This is a genomic window from Arhodomonas sp. SL1 (assembly GCF_052060015.1).
Lineage (GTDB): Bacteria > Pseudomonadota > Gammaproteobacteria > Nitrococcales > Nitrococcaceae > Arhodomonas.
Genome location: NZ_JBPODZ010000003.1, coordinates 189,388 through 204,938, shown reverse-complemented (window position 1 = coordinate 204,938; position 15,551 = coordinate 189,388). Strand labels below are relative to the sequence as shown.

At 69.2% G+C, this 15,551-nt stretch carries 15 protein-coding genes; 8 read left to right on the top strand and 7 right to left on the bottom strand.

Going from position 1 to position 15,551, the window contains the following annotated elements; all coding sequences use genetic code 11:
• The first annotated feature begins 123 nt into the window (after positions 1–123).
• From ACQ754_RS06480 to ACQ754_RS06450, 7 genes are all read left to right on the top strand, one after another.
• Entirely contained in the window at positions 124–555 is a 432-nt protein-coding gene (locus ACQ754_RS06480) for a universal stress protein (protein WP_440996188.1), read from the top strand.
• Positions 556–621: 66 nt separating this feature from the next.
• On the top strand, positions 622–1,743 hold the full coding sequence (tal, locus tag ACQ754_RS06475) for a transaldolase (protein WP_440996187.1): 1,122 nt from the start codon (positions 622–624) through the stop codon (positions 1,741–1,743).
• Between the two features lie 85 nt (positions 1,744–1,828).
• The gene (locus ACQ754_RS06470) at positions 1,829–2,674 is read left to right on the top strand and encodes a symmetrical bis(5'-nucleosyl)-tetraphosphatase (RefSeq protein WP_440996186.1); all 846 of its coding nucleotides are present in this window, start codon (positions 1,829–1,831) and stop codon (positions 2,672–2,674) included.
• 167 nt (positions 2,675–2,841) lie between these two features.
• Complete coding sequence (locus ACQ754_RS06465; RefSeq protein ID WP_440996185.1) at positions 2,842–3,354, top strand: TRAP transporter small permease subunit; 513 nt, start codon at positions 2,842–2,844, stop codon at positions 3,352–3,354.
• Positions 3,344–4,669 carry a TRAP transporter large permease gene (locus ACQ754_RS06460; protein WP_440996184.1) on the top strand — a complete coding sequence of 442 codons (1,326 nt, stop codon included), beginning with the start codon at positions 3,344–3,346 and terminating at the stop codon, positions 4,667–4,669. Before ACQ754_RS06465 ends, ACQ754_RS06460 begins: the two co-directional genes overlap by 11 nt.
• Positions 4,670–4,722: 53 nt before the next feature.
• Positions 4,723–5,838 carry a TRAP transporter substrate-binding protein DctP gene (gene dctP / locus ACQ754_RS06455; protein ID WP_440996183.1) on the top strand — a complete coding sequence of 372 codons (1,116 nt, stop codon included), beginning with the start codon at positions 4,723–4,725 and terminating at the stop codon, positions 5,836–5,838.
• Entirely contained in the window at positions 5,816–6,967 is a 1,152-nt protein-coding gene (locus tag ACQ754_RS06450; protein ID WP_440996182.1) for a TRAP transporter substrate-binding protein, read from the top strand. Before dctP ends, ACQ754_RS06450 begins: the two co-directional genes overlap by 23 nt.
• Here ACQ754_RS06450 and ampD read toward each other — a convergent pair.
• Positions 6,964–7,539 carry a 1,6-anhydro-N-acetylmuramyl-L-alanine amidase AmpD gene (gene ampD / locus ACQ754_RS06445; protein WP_440996181.1) on the bottom strand — a complete coding sequence of 192 codons (576 nt, stop codon included), beginning with the start codon at positions 7,537–7,539 and terminating at the stop codon, positions 6,964–6,966. The two genes, ACQ754_RS06450 and ampD, sit on opposite strands and share 4 nt — an antisense overlap.
• Positions 7,540–7,610: 71 nt before the next feature.
• On the opposite strand from ampD, the gene ACQ754_RS06440 reads away from it, so the two are divergent.
• Positions 7,611–9,638 carry a thioredoxin domain-containing protein gene (locus ACQ754_RS06440; protein WP_440996180.1) on the top strand — a complete coding sequence of 676 codons (2,028 nt, stop codon included), beginning with the start codon at positions 7,611–7,613 and terminating at the stop codon, positions 9,636–9,638.
• 30 nt (positions 9,639–9,668) lie between these two features.
• Here the strand turns inward: ACQ754_RS06440 and ACQ754_RS06435 are convergent, their stop codons facing one another.
• The 6 genes from ACQ754_RS06435 to ACQ754_RS06410 all read right to left on the bottom strand — a co-directional run bounded on the left by ACQ754_RS06435 (position 9,669) and on the right by ACQ754_RS06410 (position 15,478).
• Positions 9,669–10,607, bottom strand: a complete 939-nt coding sequence (locus ACQ754_RS06435) for a carbohydrate kinase family protein (RefSeq protein WP_440996179.1) — start codon at positions 10,605–10,607, stop codon at positions 9,669–9,671.
• Between the two features lie 95 nt (positions 10,608–10,702).
• The gene (gene gcvH, locus ACQ754_RS06430; protein WP_440996178.1) at positions 10,703–11,089 is read right to left on the bottom strand and encodes a glycine cleavage system protein GcvH; all 387 of its coding nucleotides are present in this window, start codon (positions 11,087–11,089) and stop codon (positions 10,703–10,705) included.
• A gap of 83 nt (positions 11,090–11,172) precedes the next feature.
• The gene (locus tag ACQ754_RS06425) at positions 11,173–12,384 is read right to left on the bottom strand and encodes a UbiH/UbiF/VisC/COQ6 family ubiquinone biosynthesis hydroxylase (RefSeq protein WP_440996177.1); all 1,212 of its coding nucleotides are present in this window, start codon (positions 12,382–12,384) and stop codon (positions 11,173–11,175) included.
• The gene (ubiH, locus tag ACQ754_RS06420; protein ID WP_440996176.1) at positions 12,381–13,592 is read right to left on the bottom strand and encodes a 2-octaprenyl-6-methoxyphenyl hydroxylase; all 1,212 of its coding nucleotides are present in this window, start codon (positions 13,590–13,592) and stop codon (positions 12,381–12,383) included. The genes ACQ754_RS06425 and ubiH overlap by 4 nt, the downstream gene beginning before the upstream one ends.
• Positions 13,589–14,893, bottom strand: a complete 1,305-nt coding sequence (gene pepP / locus ACQ754_RS06415; protein WP_440996175.1) for a Xaa-Pro aminopeptidase — start codon at positions 14,891–14,893, stop codon at positions 13,589–13,591. Before pepP ends, ubiH begins: the two co-directional genes overlap by 4 nt.
• A complete protein-coding gene (locus ACQ754_RS06410; protein ID WP_440996174.1) occupies positions 14,894–15,478 on the bottom strand; it encodes a UPF0149 family protein in 585 nt (194 codons plus the stop codon).
• Between the last annotated feature and the right edge of the window lie 73 nt (positions 15,479–15,551).

Genomic DNA, 15,551 nt, shown 5'->3' with positions numbered 1-15,551 from the left:
GGACGCGCATACGCAGCCCCCAACTCCCCTGCGTGCCTCGGGACCTCCGGCGGCGGTGCTTTCCGCCGGCGGGGTGCTGCAGTACCCTGAGGCCATGCCGGACGGCGACGGGGAGGCCAAGGCATGGAGGGGTACCAACACGTCCTGTTGGCAGCGGACTTCCAGGATGACAGCGCACGGGTGGGGGAGCGTGCCCACGACCTTGCGCAGCGCTACGAGGCGCAGCTGAGCCTATTGCATGTGGTGGAGAACATGCCCGTGGAGCCGGGCAATGAGCTGATGATCCCGCCGACTGCCAACGTCGAGCAGGAGATGCTGGCCAATGCCGAACGGCGGCTGCGTCAGCTCGGCGAGCGGCTGGGCGTCCCCGATGCCCACCGCGAGGTGCGGGTGGGGCAGACCAAGCGCGAGATCATCGAGCATGCCCAGGAATGCGGCGCCGACCTCGTGGTGGTGGGCAGCCACAGCCGGCATGGGCTGGCGCTGCTACTCGGTTCCACGGCCAATGCCCTGCTCCATGGCGCGCCCTGCGACGTGCTCGCGGTGCGCCTATGAGGACCGCGCAGGATACGGCCAGCGCGCCAAGCCGATGCGACTAACCCGATCGCGGGGAGGGAGATCATGACCGAACACCCACTGCAGCAACTCCAGCAGCTGGGCCAGAGTGTATGGCTGGACAACATCGACCGCGGGCTCATCGACGACGGCGGTCTGGCCCGTCATCTCCGCGCCGATGCGGTCAGCGGCGTCACCACCAATCCCACCATCTTCGACAAGGCCATCGCCGGCGGCGGCCGCTACGATCCTGCCTTGTCCGCCGCCATGCGGCGATCGCCCGGGGCGACGGCGGAGTCGCTGTTCTTCGAGCTCGCCATCGCCGACGTCCGGGATGCCGCGGACATCCTGCGCCCCGTCTACGAGGCCACCGAGGGCCGGGACGGATTCGTGAGCATGGAGGTCTCGCCGCTGCTCGCCGAGGACGCGGAGGCGAGCATCGAACAGGCCCTATGGCTGGTCGATCGCGTCGACCGGGACAACCTCATGGTCAAGATCCCCGCCACCCGTGCGGGCCTGCCAGCAATCGAGGCGCTCACCGCCCACGGCGTCAACGTCAACGCCACCCTGCTGTTCTCGGTGGAACGGTACCGCGAGGTGCTCGAGCACTGGCTCCGCGGCATCGAACAGCGCCTGGAGGGGGGGCTCGAGCTCGCGGGCATCGCCTCAGTGGCGAGCTTTTTCGTCAGCCGAGTCGACACCGCCGTGGACCGCGAGCTGGAGGCGGCCGGACCGGACGCCCTGACCGCGCTCGGCGGGCGCGCCGCCATCGCCAATGCGGCGAAGGCCTACGAGCACTTCCTGGATGTCCGCACCAGTGACCGCTTCGTGCGCCTGCAGGACGCGGGCACCGAACCCCAGCGACTGCTGTGGGCGTCCACCGGCACCAAGAACCCCGACTACAGCGACGTCCTGTACGTGGAAGGCCTCGCAGGCCCGGAAACGGTAACCACCCTACCGCCGGCCACCCTCGAGGCCTTCCGCGATCATGGCCGAGCCTGCAACGCCCTGGCCTGGGCGCTGGAGGAGGCGGACGCGGTGCTCGCGGGGATCGCCGAGCAGGGCATCGTGCTGGATGCGGTCACCGAGCGCCTGGAGCAGGAGGGGGTCGCGGCCTTCGTGGACAGCTACCGCCACCTCCTCGCCACCTTGGAGGAGCGACGGGGGTTGCTCTCGGCAAGCGCCTGAGCCCCCTTCCGGGGTTCCTGTTGCCCTGCAACACCGTGTCCCGGAGAATGACCGCTACATCCCCAGGTCATCCAAGGAGCGCCCAGTGGCCGTCTACGCCATCGGCGATATCCAGGGCTGCTATGACGCCCTGCGTCGACTGCTCGACCGCATCGGCTTCGATCCCGCCGCCGACGAGCTCTGGTTCACCGGCGACCTCGTCAACCGCGGGCCACAGTCCCTGGAGACCCTGCGCTTCGTTCGCGCCCTCGGCGACAGCGCCCGCACCGTCCTCGGCAACCACGACATCCACCTGCTCGCCATCGCCGAGGGCTTCGCCCGCGCCAAGCGCACGGACACCGTCGCTGATATCCTGACCGCCGGCGATGGGGCGGAGCTGTTGGAGTGGCTCCGCCGGCGCCCGCTGCTCCACGAGACTCCGCGCCTACCCGGGCGGATCCTGGTCCACGCGGGCATCGCGCCACCGTGGGACCTGGCCCAGGCACGGGCCGCCGCCGCGGAGGTGGAGGAGGTGCTCAGCGGCGAGCGCTACCGGGATTTCCTCCATCATCTCTATGGCAACCGACCCGATTGCTGGTCCGACGACCTCAGCGGCTGGGACCGTCTGCGCTACATCACCAATGCGTTTACCCGTATGCGCTTCTGTGCCCGCGACGGGCGGCTGCTTCTGGACTACAAGGGTGCCCCCGACCGCGCCCCGGAAGGCTATCTGCCCTGGTTCGAGGTGCCCGGGCGTCCCCTCACCGGAGAGGGGATCCGGGTGATCTTCGGGCACTGGTCCACCCTGGGGTTGGTGCGGCGCGAGGATCTGCTCTCCCTGGATACCGGTTGCCTGTGGGGCGGCACCCTCACCGCCGCGCGGTTGGATGGGGACGGGGAGATCACCGCCACGCCCTGCGAGGCAGCGCTCGAGCCGGCACCCGGGCGCTAGCGGTTTACCCTGCGGTAAATTGACGGCGCACTGGCGGGGATAGGATACTCCTGGCCACGGGGTGACCGAGATTAACAATGGACAACGCCCTCGCCGTACCACGGAAATACGCCAGGACGGCCTCAGCCCGGCACCAAGATACCTGCAACGGGGAGGAGAAGAACGTCATGCAGGGCTTGCTGAGAGCCATCGACGGGCTCAACGAGTGGACGGGACGGATCGTCGCCTTCGCCACCGTGCTCGTCGTGCTGTTCACCATCTACGACGTCGGCTCCAGGGCCTTCTTCTCGCGGCCTACCGACTGGGCCTTCGAGGTCACCAAGCAGCTCTACGCCCTTCACTTCATGATGGTCGGCGGCTATGCGCTGCTGCATCGCGCCCATGTGGAGGTGGATGTCCTCAAGGAGCGGCTCTCGGCACGGCTCCAGGCGCTGCTCGACGTCATCGGCTACCTGGTCTTCTTCCTGCCCTTCCTGGCGGTCCTGCTCTACTCGGGATACAACTTCGTGGCCCGATCCTGGCGCTTCGGCGAGACCACTTACGGAATCGTCGCCATCCCGGTCTACCCCATTAAGACGGTGATCCTCATCGCCGCGGTACTGGTCGGGCTTCAGGCGCTCGCGACCTTCCTGCGCTCGCTGCGCGTGCTCACCCGCGGGGAGACCGGCCATGTCGCCTGAGTGGCTCACCGTCCTGATGTTCGGCGGCCTGCTGGCCGGCCTGTTCCTGGGGCATCCCCTGCCCTTCGTCCTCGGCGGCATCGCCGTGATCGCCGGTTTCCTGGGCCCCGGGCCACAGGTCTTCGGGATCATCGTCAACCGCATCTACGGCGGGGTGATGGACAACTATGTCCTCGTCGCCATCCCGCTGTTCATCCTCATGGCGCGCTTCCTCAGCGATTCCGGGGTGACCGACCGCATGTTCGAGACCCTGCGCCTGGCACTGTCGCGGGTGCGCGGCGGGCTGACCCTGGCCGTCGTGGTGGTCTCGGTACTGCTCGCCGCCACCACCGGGATCGTCGGCGCCTCCATCACCGTCATGGGCATGATCGCCCTGCGGCCCATGCTGGAGTATGGCTATCAGAAGGAGCTCAGCGCCGGCACCGTAATGGCCAGCGGCACCCTAGGCATCCTCATCCCGCCGAGCATCATGTTGGTGTTGATGGCGAGCTACTCCCCGCTGTCGGTGGGCGAGCTCTTTGCGGGATCGTTGGTGCCGGGCCTAGCGCTGGGACTCGCCTATGCGCTGTACGTCATTCTCGTCGCCACGCTCCGCCCGAATTGGGCGCCACCGGTAGGCACCGAGGAGCTCGCGGCGGTGGGCCGGCGGGAGGTCGCGGGGCGGCTGCTGCGCCACGTCTTGCCGCCCATCGGGTTGATCCTCGGCGTGCTCGGCGTGCTGTTCACCGGCGTGGCCACCGCCACCGAGGCCTCGGCAATCGGCGCCTTCCTCGCCTTTGTGATGATGGTGGGCTACGGCCAGTTCACGCCTCGCCGCTTCGCCCACTCGCTGTTCGAGACCGCCAAGGTCACGGGTATGGTCATGTGGGTGATCGTGGGCGCCACGGCCTTTACCGGCGTGTTCAACACCGGTGGCGGCATGGGCATGGTCCAGGACGCACTCCTGGGCTCCGAGCTCTCGCCCGGCATGCTCATCTTCATCATGCTGCTCATCGTCTTCGTGCTGGGCATGTTCCTGGACTGGACGGGCATCGTGCTGCTTAGCTTCCCCATCATGCTGCCGGTCATCGAGGGCATGGGCCAGGACCCGCTGTGGTTCGTCGTAATGATGGCGGTGATGCTGCAAACCTCTTTCCTGACACCGCCGTTCGGCTATTCCCTGTTCTATCTCAAGGGCGTGGCCCCCGCGGAGGTGGGTACCTTGCACCTATACCGGGGCATCATCCCCTTCGTGCTCATCATCCTGGGCATGATCGGTCTGATGGCCCTGTTCCCCGGTCTGGTGACCTGGCTGCCGGAGCAGTTGTTCGGCTAGCCAGGGCCGGCCATGATTTTCCGAGACACAACCCCGAAGACGGAGGAGAGACCATGAGCAATAACACTGGAAGGACCCTGACCCGCTCGGTCATCGGCGGGCTCACCGCCCTCGGCCTGGCGGCCACTGCCGGGCAGGCCACTGCCCAGACCGAGTGGACCATGACCACCACCTGGCCGTCGTCCATCGAGCTCATCGAGATCGACAAGCACTGGGTGGAGCTGGTCAACCAGCTCGCCGGCGACGAGCTGACCATCAACTTCCACGAGGGCGGCTCGCTGATGCCCGGGACCCAGGTCTTCGACGCCACCGGCGCCGGGGACATCGAGGCCGCCGGCGATTGGCCGGGCTACTGGGCGGGCCGCAGCCCGGCGTTCGCGCCGCTGGCCAGCCAGCCCATGCTGTTCAACGCCACCGATTACATGAACTGGATCCAGGAGTGGGGCGGCTTCGAGGTCTACCAGGAGGTCTTCGGCGAGTACGACCTGGTGTACCTGCCCTACGGCATCACCAATAACGAATCGGGCTTCCGCACCAACGAGCCCATCCGCTCGCTGGAGGACCTCGACGGCCTGCGCCTGCGCCTGTCCGGCCGTGACCAGGGTCGGGTGCTCGAGCGCCTCGGCGGCCAGCAGGTGAGCCTCGCCGGCGGCGAGATCTACCAGGCCCTGGAGCGCGGGGTGGTCGACGGCGCCGAGTTCTCCGTACCCGGGGTCGACTATGCGGCTGGGTTCCATGAGGTCACCGAGTACTGGGCCACTCCCGGCTGGCACCAGTCCGCGGCGGTCTTCGGCGTAATGATCAACAAGGACGCATGGAACGCGCTCTCCGAGGAAACCCAGGAGGTCCTCAAGACCGCCGCCGAGGCGAATATGGCCTGGTCCATTTCCTGGTCGGAACGCCGTTCCACCGAGGGTACCCGGGCGTTCCAGGAGGCCGGCGTGGAGGTCACCCGCATGCCTGACGAGGATCTGGTGGAGCTGCAGAAGATCGCCAACGAGGTGATCGTGGAGAGCAGTTGCGACAACCCATTGACCGCCAAGGTCTATCACTCGCAGGTCTCCTACCTGCAGGACTACGCGGCCTGGCGTGACGTCTCCGTACCCTTCAACCTGAGCCGCACCTACGAGGAGCTCCCCGACCTCGATGCCATCGAGGAGTGCCTCTAACGGCGCACGGGCCCGGCGGGTAACGCCGCCGGGCCGCCTGTTCCGTGGCTTCCGGCACGTCATGAACCAACGGCGCATCCTTGCCGCCATCCTCATTGTGGCCTTCTCCGCCATCGGTAGCGATCCCACTCGCGGCAGCGGGGACGGGGACGTGCACTGGCGCATGGCGATGGCCTTCCCTTCCGATCTGCCGGCCCTGGCCACACCCGCCCCCTGGATGGCCGAACGCCTGGCGACCATCAGTGACGGGGCCATCCGCATCGAGATCACCGAACCCGACGACCCGGTGCCGTCGATGCACATCCTCGAGGCGGTGAGCGGCGGCGAGGTGGAGGCCGGCTATACCTGGATCGGCTACGACCAGAACACCATCCCCGCGGTGTCACTGTTCGCCTCGGTACCCTTCGGCATGAAGCCCTGGGCATTCCTGGCCTGGTACCGCTTCCACGGGGGCGAGGAGCTGCTCACCGAGGTCTATGCGCGGGCGGATCGCGACGTCCATGCGGAGCTCTGCGGGATCATCGGCCCGGAGACCGCGGGCTGGTATCGCAACCCGATCGAGAGCCTGGCCGGCTTCGAGGGCCTCAGGATCCGCTTTGCAGGGCTCGGCGGCCGGGTGCTGGCGCGGCTCGGGGCCACGGTGAGCACGGTGCCTGCGGACGAGGTGGCCGCCGCGCTGAACGCCGGCACCCTGGACGCGGCGGAGTTCTCCCTGCCCGCCGTCGACGAATTCCTGGGGCTGGACGAGCTGGTCCGGCATACCCTGTTCCCGGGCTGGCACCAGCCGTTTTCGGCCCAGTACCTGCTGGTCAATGGCGACGCATGGGCGGCGCTGGGCGAGGTGAACCGTGAGCGGGTCCGCCTCGCCTGTATGGCGGCCACCAACTACGCCCTCGCCGAATCCGAGGCGCGCAACCCGGAGAGCTTCCAACGCTTCCGCGAACGGGGGGTGCGCGCCGAGCGCATCCCCGACAACGTCTTGCGGCGGATGCGCGAGATCACCGAGGAAGTCCTCGACGGGATGGCGGCGGATGACCCGCTGTTCCAGCGGATCCGCGCCAGCCAGCAGGCATTCCTGGAGCGCTACGCCGAATGGGAGGCGAGGGCGTATCTGCCGCCGGACCTCTAGGCCCCGGCCAGCGGGGGCACCGGAACGCCGAGCTCTCGCTCCAGCCGGCGCCACTCGAACACCGGACCCGGGTCGGTCTTCCGCCCCGGCGCCACGTGGCAGTGCCCCACCACCCGATGCGGCCGGATCGCCGGGTAGGCGCGGATCAGCGCCGCGAGGAGCGGGCCGAGAGTGGCGTACTGGGCGTCCGCATAGGGGATATCGTCGGTCCCCTCCAGCTCGATACCGATGCTGAAGTCATTGCACTCGACCCGCCCGGCCAACGACGAGCGCCCGGCATGCCAGGCCCTGCGGTGTAATGGCACGAACTGGACCAGCTCGCCGTCACGACGGATCAGCAGATGGCTGGAGACCCGAAGCCCGGTGATTTCACGGTAGAAGGGATGCCCGTCGGGCTCCAGACGATTGGTGAACAACCGCTCGATGCCGTCGCCATCGAAGCGGCCGGGGGGCAGGCTGATGCCGTGGAGGATCACGGCATCGATCTCGGTTCCCTGTGGTCGGGCATCGTGATTCGGTGAGGGGCACCAGCGCGCCGGAGCCACCCGTCCATTCCCCTTGTTGACCTCCATGCGCCCTCCGCTTTCCGTCTCGCCACGGATGCTACCATCGACGGGACATCCAGCGATGCAGAGGACCGCCCATGGCGGGTACCGACAGCAACCGCCTCGGCGGGCAGGCCAGCCTCTACCTGCGCCAGCACGCCACCAACCCCGTGCACTGGCAGCCCTGGGACGCCACGGCCCTGGCGGAGGCACACCGACGGGACTGCCCCATCCTCCTGTCCATCGGCTACGCCGCCTGTCACTGGTGCCACGTCATGGCGGAAGAGTGCTTCGCGGACCCGGACATCGCCGAACGGTTGAACCAGGGTTTCGTCTGCATCAAGGTGGACCGGGAGGAACGCCCGGACCTGGACCGCATCTACCAGAGCGCCCATCAGCTACTCACCGGCCGCCCCGGTGGCTGGCCGCTCACCGTCTTCCTGACCCCGGATCAGGTACCGTTCTTCGCCGGGACCTACTTCCCGCCTGCGCCGGCCCACGGCATGCCCGCTTTTGACGAGGTCCTGGAGCGGGTCGGCGGTGCCTGGAAGGAACAGCGCGGCAGTATTGAGGCCCAGAACGAACGCATGATCGAGGCCCTGGCCGCGTTGCAGGCCCCGCCCACCGGGGAGGGCGCCGTGGACGACGCAGCGCAGGCGGCGCGCGACGCCCTGGCCGCGGAATTCGACCGCGATTTCGGAGGCTTCGGAGACGCCCCCAAGTTTCCCCGTCCGGCGAGCCTGAGCCACCTCCTCGCCCACTACGCCGCCGAAAACGATCGCGAGGCGTTGCACATGGTCGCCCGGAGCCTGCAGCGCATGGGCCTCGGCGGGATCTTCGATCAGGTCGGGGGCGGCTTCGCCCGCTATTCGGTGGACCGGTACTGGATGATCCCCCACTTCGAGAAGATGCTCTGCGACAACGCCCTGCTGCTAGGCGTCTACGCCGATGCCTGGCGCGTCACCGGCGACGAGCTCTTCGCCCGTGTGGTGGAGGAAACCATTGCCTGGCTGCAGCGCGAGATGCGCGTGGACGATGGCGGCTTCGCCAGTGCTGTGGATGCCGACAGCGCCGACGGCGAGGGCGCCTACTACCTATGGACGCCGGATGAAATCCGGGCAACGCTCCCGCCGCAGGAGGCGCGGCTGGTGATCCACCGCTTCGGCCTGGACGGGCGCCCCAACTTCCACGGTCGCTGGCACCTGCACGTGCACGCCACCTTCTCCGAGCTGGCCGCCGGCCTCGGCGAACCCCGCGAGCGATTGCGCCAGCGCTGGGAGAGCGCCCGCCCCCGGCTGCAACAGGCCCGCTCCGAGCGTCCCGCGCCGGCACGCGACGACAAGCGCCTCACCGCCTGGAACGCCCTGGCGGCGTGGGGTCTGGCCCGCGCCGGCCGGCTGCTGGGGCGCGAGGACTGGCAGGACGAGGCGAGGGCGACGCTGGCCTTCATCGACGAACACCTCTGGCATGGAGGCCGTCTGCTCGCGCGCTATGCCTCGGGGGCGGCGGCGTATCCCGCCTATCTCGACGATCACGCCTACCTGCTGTGGGCGCTGCTCGAGCAGCTGCAGGGGCGCTGGGAGGATCGCTGGCTCGAGCGCGCCGACACCGTGGCGGATCTCCTCCTCGAGCGCTTCGAGAACCCCGTGGATGGCGGATTCCACTTCACCGCCGACGATCACGAGCCGCTGATCCAGCGGCCCTATGGCTTCTCCGACGACGCCCTGCCGAACGGCGGCGCCGTCGCCACCCGGGCGCTATTGCGCCTCGCCGCCCTTACCGGAAAGGGCCACTACCAGGGAGCGGCGGAGCGTGCCATCGAGGCCGCCCGAGGCGCCGTTGGGCGTGCGCCGCCGGCCCATTGCGCCATGCTCGACGCGGTGCTGGAGGCCAATCAGGGCGTGGAAACGGTACTGATCCGGGCCCCGGCCACCGACGACGTTGAGGCGTGGCGCCGGGCCGCGGAACCGGCGTTCTCGCCGTTCCGTCAGGTCTTTGTGCTACCGGCGGGATCGGCCCCGGGGCTGGGACCGGCTCGCGGCGCCCGGGTCTGCCGGGCCCGCCACTGCCTGCCGGATGCGCACACCCCGGAGGCGCTCGCCGATCTCCTGCAGACACAAGCCTGAGGCCGCGGGCGCCGCCCGCGGCCCCGGGGCTTACACGGGGAGGGCGTCGCCGAAGGCTGCCTCGTAACGGCGCCGGAACTCGTCGAGGTCGAAGTAGTGGTTCTGGGTGCCGTGCTTGGCGATCTTGATCGAGCCCATCAGCGAGGCGATCCGACCGGTGGTCTCCCAATCCAGGCCGCGGCCCAGCCCGAAGAGCAGGCCCGCACGATAAGCGTCGCCGCAACCAGTGGGATCGAGCACCTGCTCCGCCTCCACCACCGGGATCTGCAGCTGGCGACCGCCGGTGAAGATCCAGGACCCCTCGGCACCACGGGTGACGACCAGGCCCTCGACCCGCTCGGCGATGCCGTCCAGGTCCAGTCCGGTGCGTTCCTGCATCAGCCGGGACTCATAGTCGTTCACCGCCACCCACGTCGCCTGATCGATGAAGCGCAGCAGCGCCTCGCCGTCGAACATGGGCAGGCCCTGGCCCGGATCAAAGATGAACGGGATGCCCGCCGCCTGGAACTGTTCCGCGTGCTGGACCATGGCGTCCGGCCCGTTGGGGGCGACGATGCCCACCGGATTGTCATAGCCCGTCGGCACGGACACCTGATGCGCCTCCCCCATGGCACCGGGATGGAAGGCGGTGATCTGGTTGTCGTCCATGTCGGTGGTGATATAGGCCTGGGCGGTGTAGTGGTCGTCGAGCACGCGGATGTGATCCCGCGGGATGCCCCAGCGGTCCAGCCATTGTGTATACACGCCGAAATCCGCACCCACCGTCGCCAGCGGTACACCCTGCTCGCCGAGCAGCCGCAGATTGTAGGCGATATTGCCGGCGCAGCCGCCATACTCCCGACGCATCTCGGGCACAACGAAGGCCACGTTCAGGATATGCACCTGGTCCGGCAGGATATGGTTGGCGAAACGGTCCTTGAACACCATGATGGTGTCGAAGGCCATGGATCCGCTAATCAGGGCGGTCATTCCGTTCTCCCATGTCGCTTCGGAAAGCCCAACACGGGACCACAGATCCCCTTGGATCGCAAGTCACACCGCCCTGACCGACCGGCACGGGTGGCTCATTCCTCCGCGATATGTCCCTGATAAGCGGCGGCATCCATGAGCCCGTCGACCGCTCCGTCATCCGCCGGTTGCATGCGGAACAGCCAGCCCTCGCCGTAGGGGTCCTGGTTGATCAGCTCGGGCTCGTCGGCGAGACGCTCGTTGACCTCGGTGATCTCGCCGGCCAGCGGCGCATAGATATCCGAGGCGGCCTTGACCGACTCCACTACCGCGATAGTGGCCTCGCTGTCCACCCCGCCAGGCTCAGGCAATTCCACGAACACCAGGTCCCCCAGGGACTCCTGGGCGTGGTCGGTGATGCCGACGGTAACGCTGCCGTCCTCCTCCGGGCGCACCCACTCGTGGCTGGCCGTGTATTTCAGCTCGCTGGGAACATTGCTCATCGCCGAATTCTCCTTCGCTACCGCGGAAACGTCCGCGGGACTATACCCACCCGGAGGTGGCCGTTGCCAGTGGCTCGGGCGGATCAGGCGGCGCCGCGCATGCTCCCCGGCAGCTCCCCCGCCAGGCCAGTGGCCGCCAGGATGAGGCGCCGGCGCACCGGGGAGAGCCGTGACACCGCCCCGAATCCGGTCCCGCGGAGTCGCACCAGCAGCGGATCATCCCGCGTGAATGCCTCGTGGAAGGCGTCCATGACCAACTGCGTGGAGACGTTGCCCCCGCGCCGGGCACGCTCGTAGCGCCGCAATGCCCCCCGGCCACCGGGATCGCGGCCGCCCGCCAGGGCATCACCGACGCAGCCACCGAGCACGGCGGCGTCGCGGAAGCCCAGATTGGCCCCCTGGCCCGCCAGGGGATGAATGACGTGGGCGGCGTCCCCCACCAGGGCCAACCGTTCGCCGATGTAGCGCTCGGCATGCAGACGCCGCAGCGGGAAAGACACCCGCGACCCCGCTTCCACGATCCCGCCAACCAGGTCCCCCGCGGCGTGCTCGAGAACGGAACAAAAGGCGCTATCCGACAGGGACGCGGTGATCCCGGCCTCCTCCCCGGGCAGGGACCATACGATGGAGCAGCGCCCGTCCTGCAGGGGAAGGAAGGCCAGCGGCCCGCCATCGAGGAAGCGCTGACGCGCCACGTGGCCATGGGGCGCCCCCGTGGTCACCGTCGCCACCACTGCACCCTGGCCGTAGCCACTGCGCCGCACGGGGATGCCCGCAGCGGTCCGAACCGCCGAGGCGGCGCCATCGGCCCCCACCAGCAAGCGGCCCTCCAGACGGCGGCCGTCCCCCAGGCGCAGCCGCAGCCCGTCCGGGCCCGCCTGCCAGTCCTCCACGGCGGCGGGCGCCAGCACCGCGACCCCGAAGCGCGCACAGGCATCGGCAAGGCGGGCGCGGACGAGCTCGTTCTCCACGATATGTCCCAGGTGGGCGAGCCCCGCATCGGCGGCATCGAAGCGAACCCGGGCGCCGCTGGCCGCATCCTCCGCCTCGATGGCCTCGAAGCGGCCGGCGCGCTCAGCGAGCACCGCCGGCCACACCCCCAGATGGGCGAGGAGGCGCTCGCTGGCGAGGTTCACAGCGGAGACCCGCTCGCGCACCGCACCGCCGCGCCAGGGTTCCGGCGGCCGGCGCTCGAGCACCGCCACCCGCGCCCCGGCATCGGCGCAGGCCAGCGCCGTGGCCAGGCCCACCATGCCGCCACCCTGGACGATGACGTCGTAATCGCCCCGGTTCATGCCGTCTCCTCCAGCGGCAACCCCCGGCTGAGCCGTGGGAGCCGACCCCCACCCCCCATGCCTTGGCGTGCCAGGGCATGGCGCAGCCCCGGGAACAGCTCCAGGGCGGCGAGGGCGGCGACCCGGCCACCCCGCAGGCCGGGCAGGCGGTTGGAGAACCCGCGCACCAGGGCATCGGTAAACGCGAAGGTCCGGCGGTAGTCCGGCCGCCGCGCTGCCTCATAGCCGGCGAGCAGTCCCGGGGCCCCCGTGTCGATGGCGGAGCTCACCCGCTCGGCCAGGTCGGCGACGTCACGCAGGGCGAGGTTGAACCCCTGGCCGGCCACGGGATGCAGCGTGTGGGCGGCGTTGCCGACGATCACCGCGCGGGGGGCCACGAAGCGCTCCGCGGTAACCGCCCGCAGGGGATAACGATAGCGCTCGCCCACCCCCTGCAGCCGGCCGAGCCGCCAGCCGAAGGCATCCTGGAGGGCGGTCAGGAATGCCGGCTCCGGGCAACCGGCCATGGCCTCCGCACGCTCCCGGGGCAAGGTCCAGACCAGGGCATGACGTCCTTGCCCGGCCGGGAGCATGGCCAGTGGCCCCTCGGGGGTGAAGCGCTCGTAGGCCCAGCCCTGGCCCGGTCGCTCGGTGCGCACGCCGGCGATGACCGCGGTCTGCTCGTAGTCACGGATGCGGCGGCGGATGCCGAGCATGGCACACAGCGGCGAGCCGCCGCCGTCCGCCACGGCGAGCAGCCGGCTGGAGAGGCTACGCCCCCCGTTCTCCCCCTCCAGGGTGAGGGTCACGGCATCGGTACCGGCCTCGGCCGCAGTGATCCGCGCCGGTGCGATCACCTCCGCTGTCGATTCCATTGCCGGCTGCAGCACGGCGCCCAGCACCCGGTTGGGCACCACGTGGCCAAGGGCATCCAGGCCTTCATCGGCGGCGTGCAGGCGCACCATCGCCGGCATGCCCCGTTCACTGACGTGGATGGAGCGGATCGGCGCCGCCTCGGCGGCGATCGCGGGCCAAAGCCCGAGGGCGGTAAAGAACCGTCGACTGGAGGGCGCCAGCGCGGTCTGGCGCTCGTCGAAACTCGGCTGGCCGGGCACCCCTGGTGTGGCGGCCTCAACCACCGCCACCCGGAGGCCGGTGCCGTCGAGCGCCGCTGCCAGGCTTGCGCCTACCAGCCCGCCGCCGGCGATGACCAGGTCGTAGTCCGTCATTGGGTCATTACCGCCTCGATATCCGCGACCTCCTTGACCACGTCGCGGCTGAGGACCTCGCAGCCACTGGCGGTGACGACGACATCGTCCTCGATGCGCACCCCGGTGCCCTGGAAGCGCTCGTCGACACCCTCGGCATCCGGCGGGATGTACAGGCCGGGCTCGACGGTGAGCACCATCCCCGGCTCGAGCTGGCGCCACTCGCCGTCGACGCGATAGTCGCCCACGTCATGGACATCCATGCCCAGCCAGTGGCCGGTGCGGTGCATGAAAAAGCGCCGATAGTCCCCCGACTCGAGGATGGCATCCCGGTCACCGCTGAGCAGCCCCAGCTCCAACATGCCATCCACCAGCACGGAGGTGGCCGCCTCATGGGGGCGGTTCCAGTGATGGTCCGGACCCACGGCCTCGATGGCGGCCCGCTGGGCGGCGAGCACCACCTCGTAGAGCGCCCGCTGCGGGCCGCTGAAACGACCGTTGACAGGGAAGGTGCGGGTAATGTCCGAGGCATAACCCTCCAGCTCGACGCCGGCATCCACGAGCAGCAGATCGCCGTCCCGGAGCTCGCCGTCATTGCGGATGTAGTGCAGCACGCAGGCGTTGGCACCGCCGCCGACGATCGGGGGATAGGCGGGGACACCGTTGGCGCGCCGGAACTCGGCGAGGTACTCGGCCTCGATCTCGTATTCATACATCCCCGGCCGGCAGTAGCCCATGGCCCGGGTGTGGGCGGCCGCCGAGACACGCGCCGCACGACGCATGACTGCCAGCTCCGCGGCATCCTTGACCAGACGCTGCTCGTGGAGCAGGTGCTCCAGCGCCACGTACTCCCCCGGGCTGCGGGCATTGCTGCGGGTGCGGGCGTGCACCTGGTTGATCCAGGCGATGATCTGGGCGTCGAAGTCGGCATCCGCGCCGAGGGTGCAGTACACCCGCGGGCGGTCCTCCATCAGGCCCGGCAGGATCTCGTCGATGTCATCGATGGGGAAGGCGTCGTCGGCGCCGTAGTCCCGGACCGCCCGCTCCTGGCCGATGATCTCGCCGTCCCAGACCTCGTGGTCCGGATCCCGCTCGCGGCAGAAGAGGATGTATTCGCCCTGCTCACGACCAGGCACCAGCACCGCCACCGCCTCCGGCTCCGGGAACCCGGTGAGGTAGTGGAAATCGCTGTCCTGGCGGTAGGGGTGGAAGACGTCGCGGTTGCGGCGGCGCTCCGGGGCGGCGGGCAGCACCGCGATACTACCCTCGCCCATGATGCGCATCAGCCGTGCGCGCCGCCGCGCGAACTCCTTGTGCTCCATTCAACCTCCGTCGCTGCCGTTGCCCCGCGGCGGGTTCCCGGCGGGCTGGCGTTGACTCGCCGTGGCATGCTCCTGGACCAGCAGTGCGCCCATGCGCACATACTCGACGAGCTCGGCGTACGCCGCCTCGTTGTCCTCATCAGGGTCGGGGTCATCCTCGATACGAGCGATCTCGCCGAAGTCCCGCAGGACCTCGTCGATCTCGCGGGGACGGCGTTCGCTGCCCGCCAGCCCGCCCATGGGCAAACCGAGGAGATAGCCCTCACACCAGCGCCCCAGCGCCGCGGAACGCTCGCCGATGGGGGCCTCCTCGGAGGGGAGCAGCGGGCGAAAGCGCAGCTCCTCGTCCGCCATCTCCTCGGTGGTGTCGGTGAACAGCTCCGTGAGCAGCTCCAGGCAGGCACGGGCGGCGTCGCCGCGGGCGTGCGCGTACTCCAGGACCTGGGCGATCCAGCGGGCCCGATCGGGCTCCTCCGGGCCGCTCAACATCCCGCAGAGGACGCCGTGGGCCTCCGCGGCGGTGGTATCGCTGTCCACCGCCGCGAGCGCATCATCGAGTTGCTGATAGAGTTCGGTATCGGCCATGGCCTTAGTCTAGCATCGCGTTGACCCCTGACGCCCATGCTTCTATAGTCGGGCGAAGCCATGGGGAGGCATG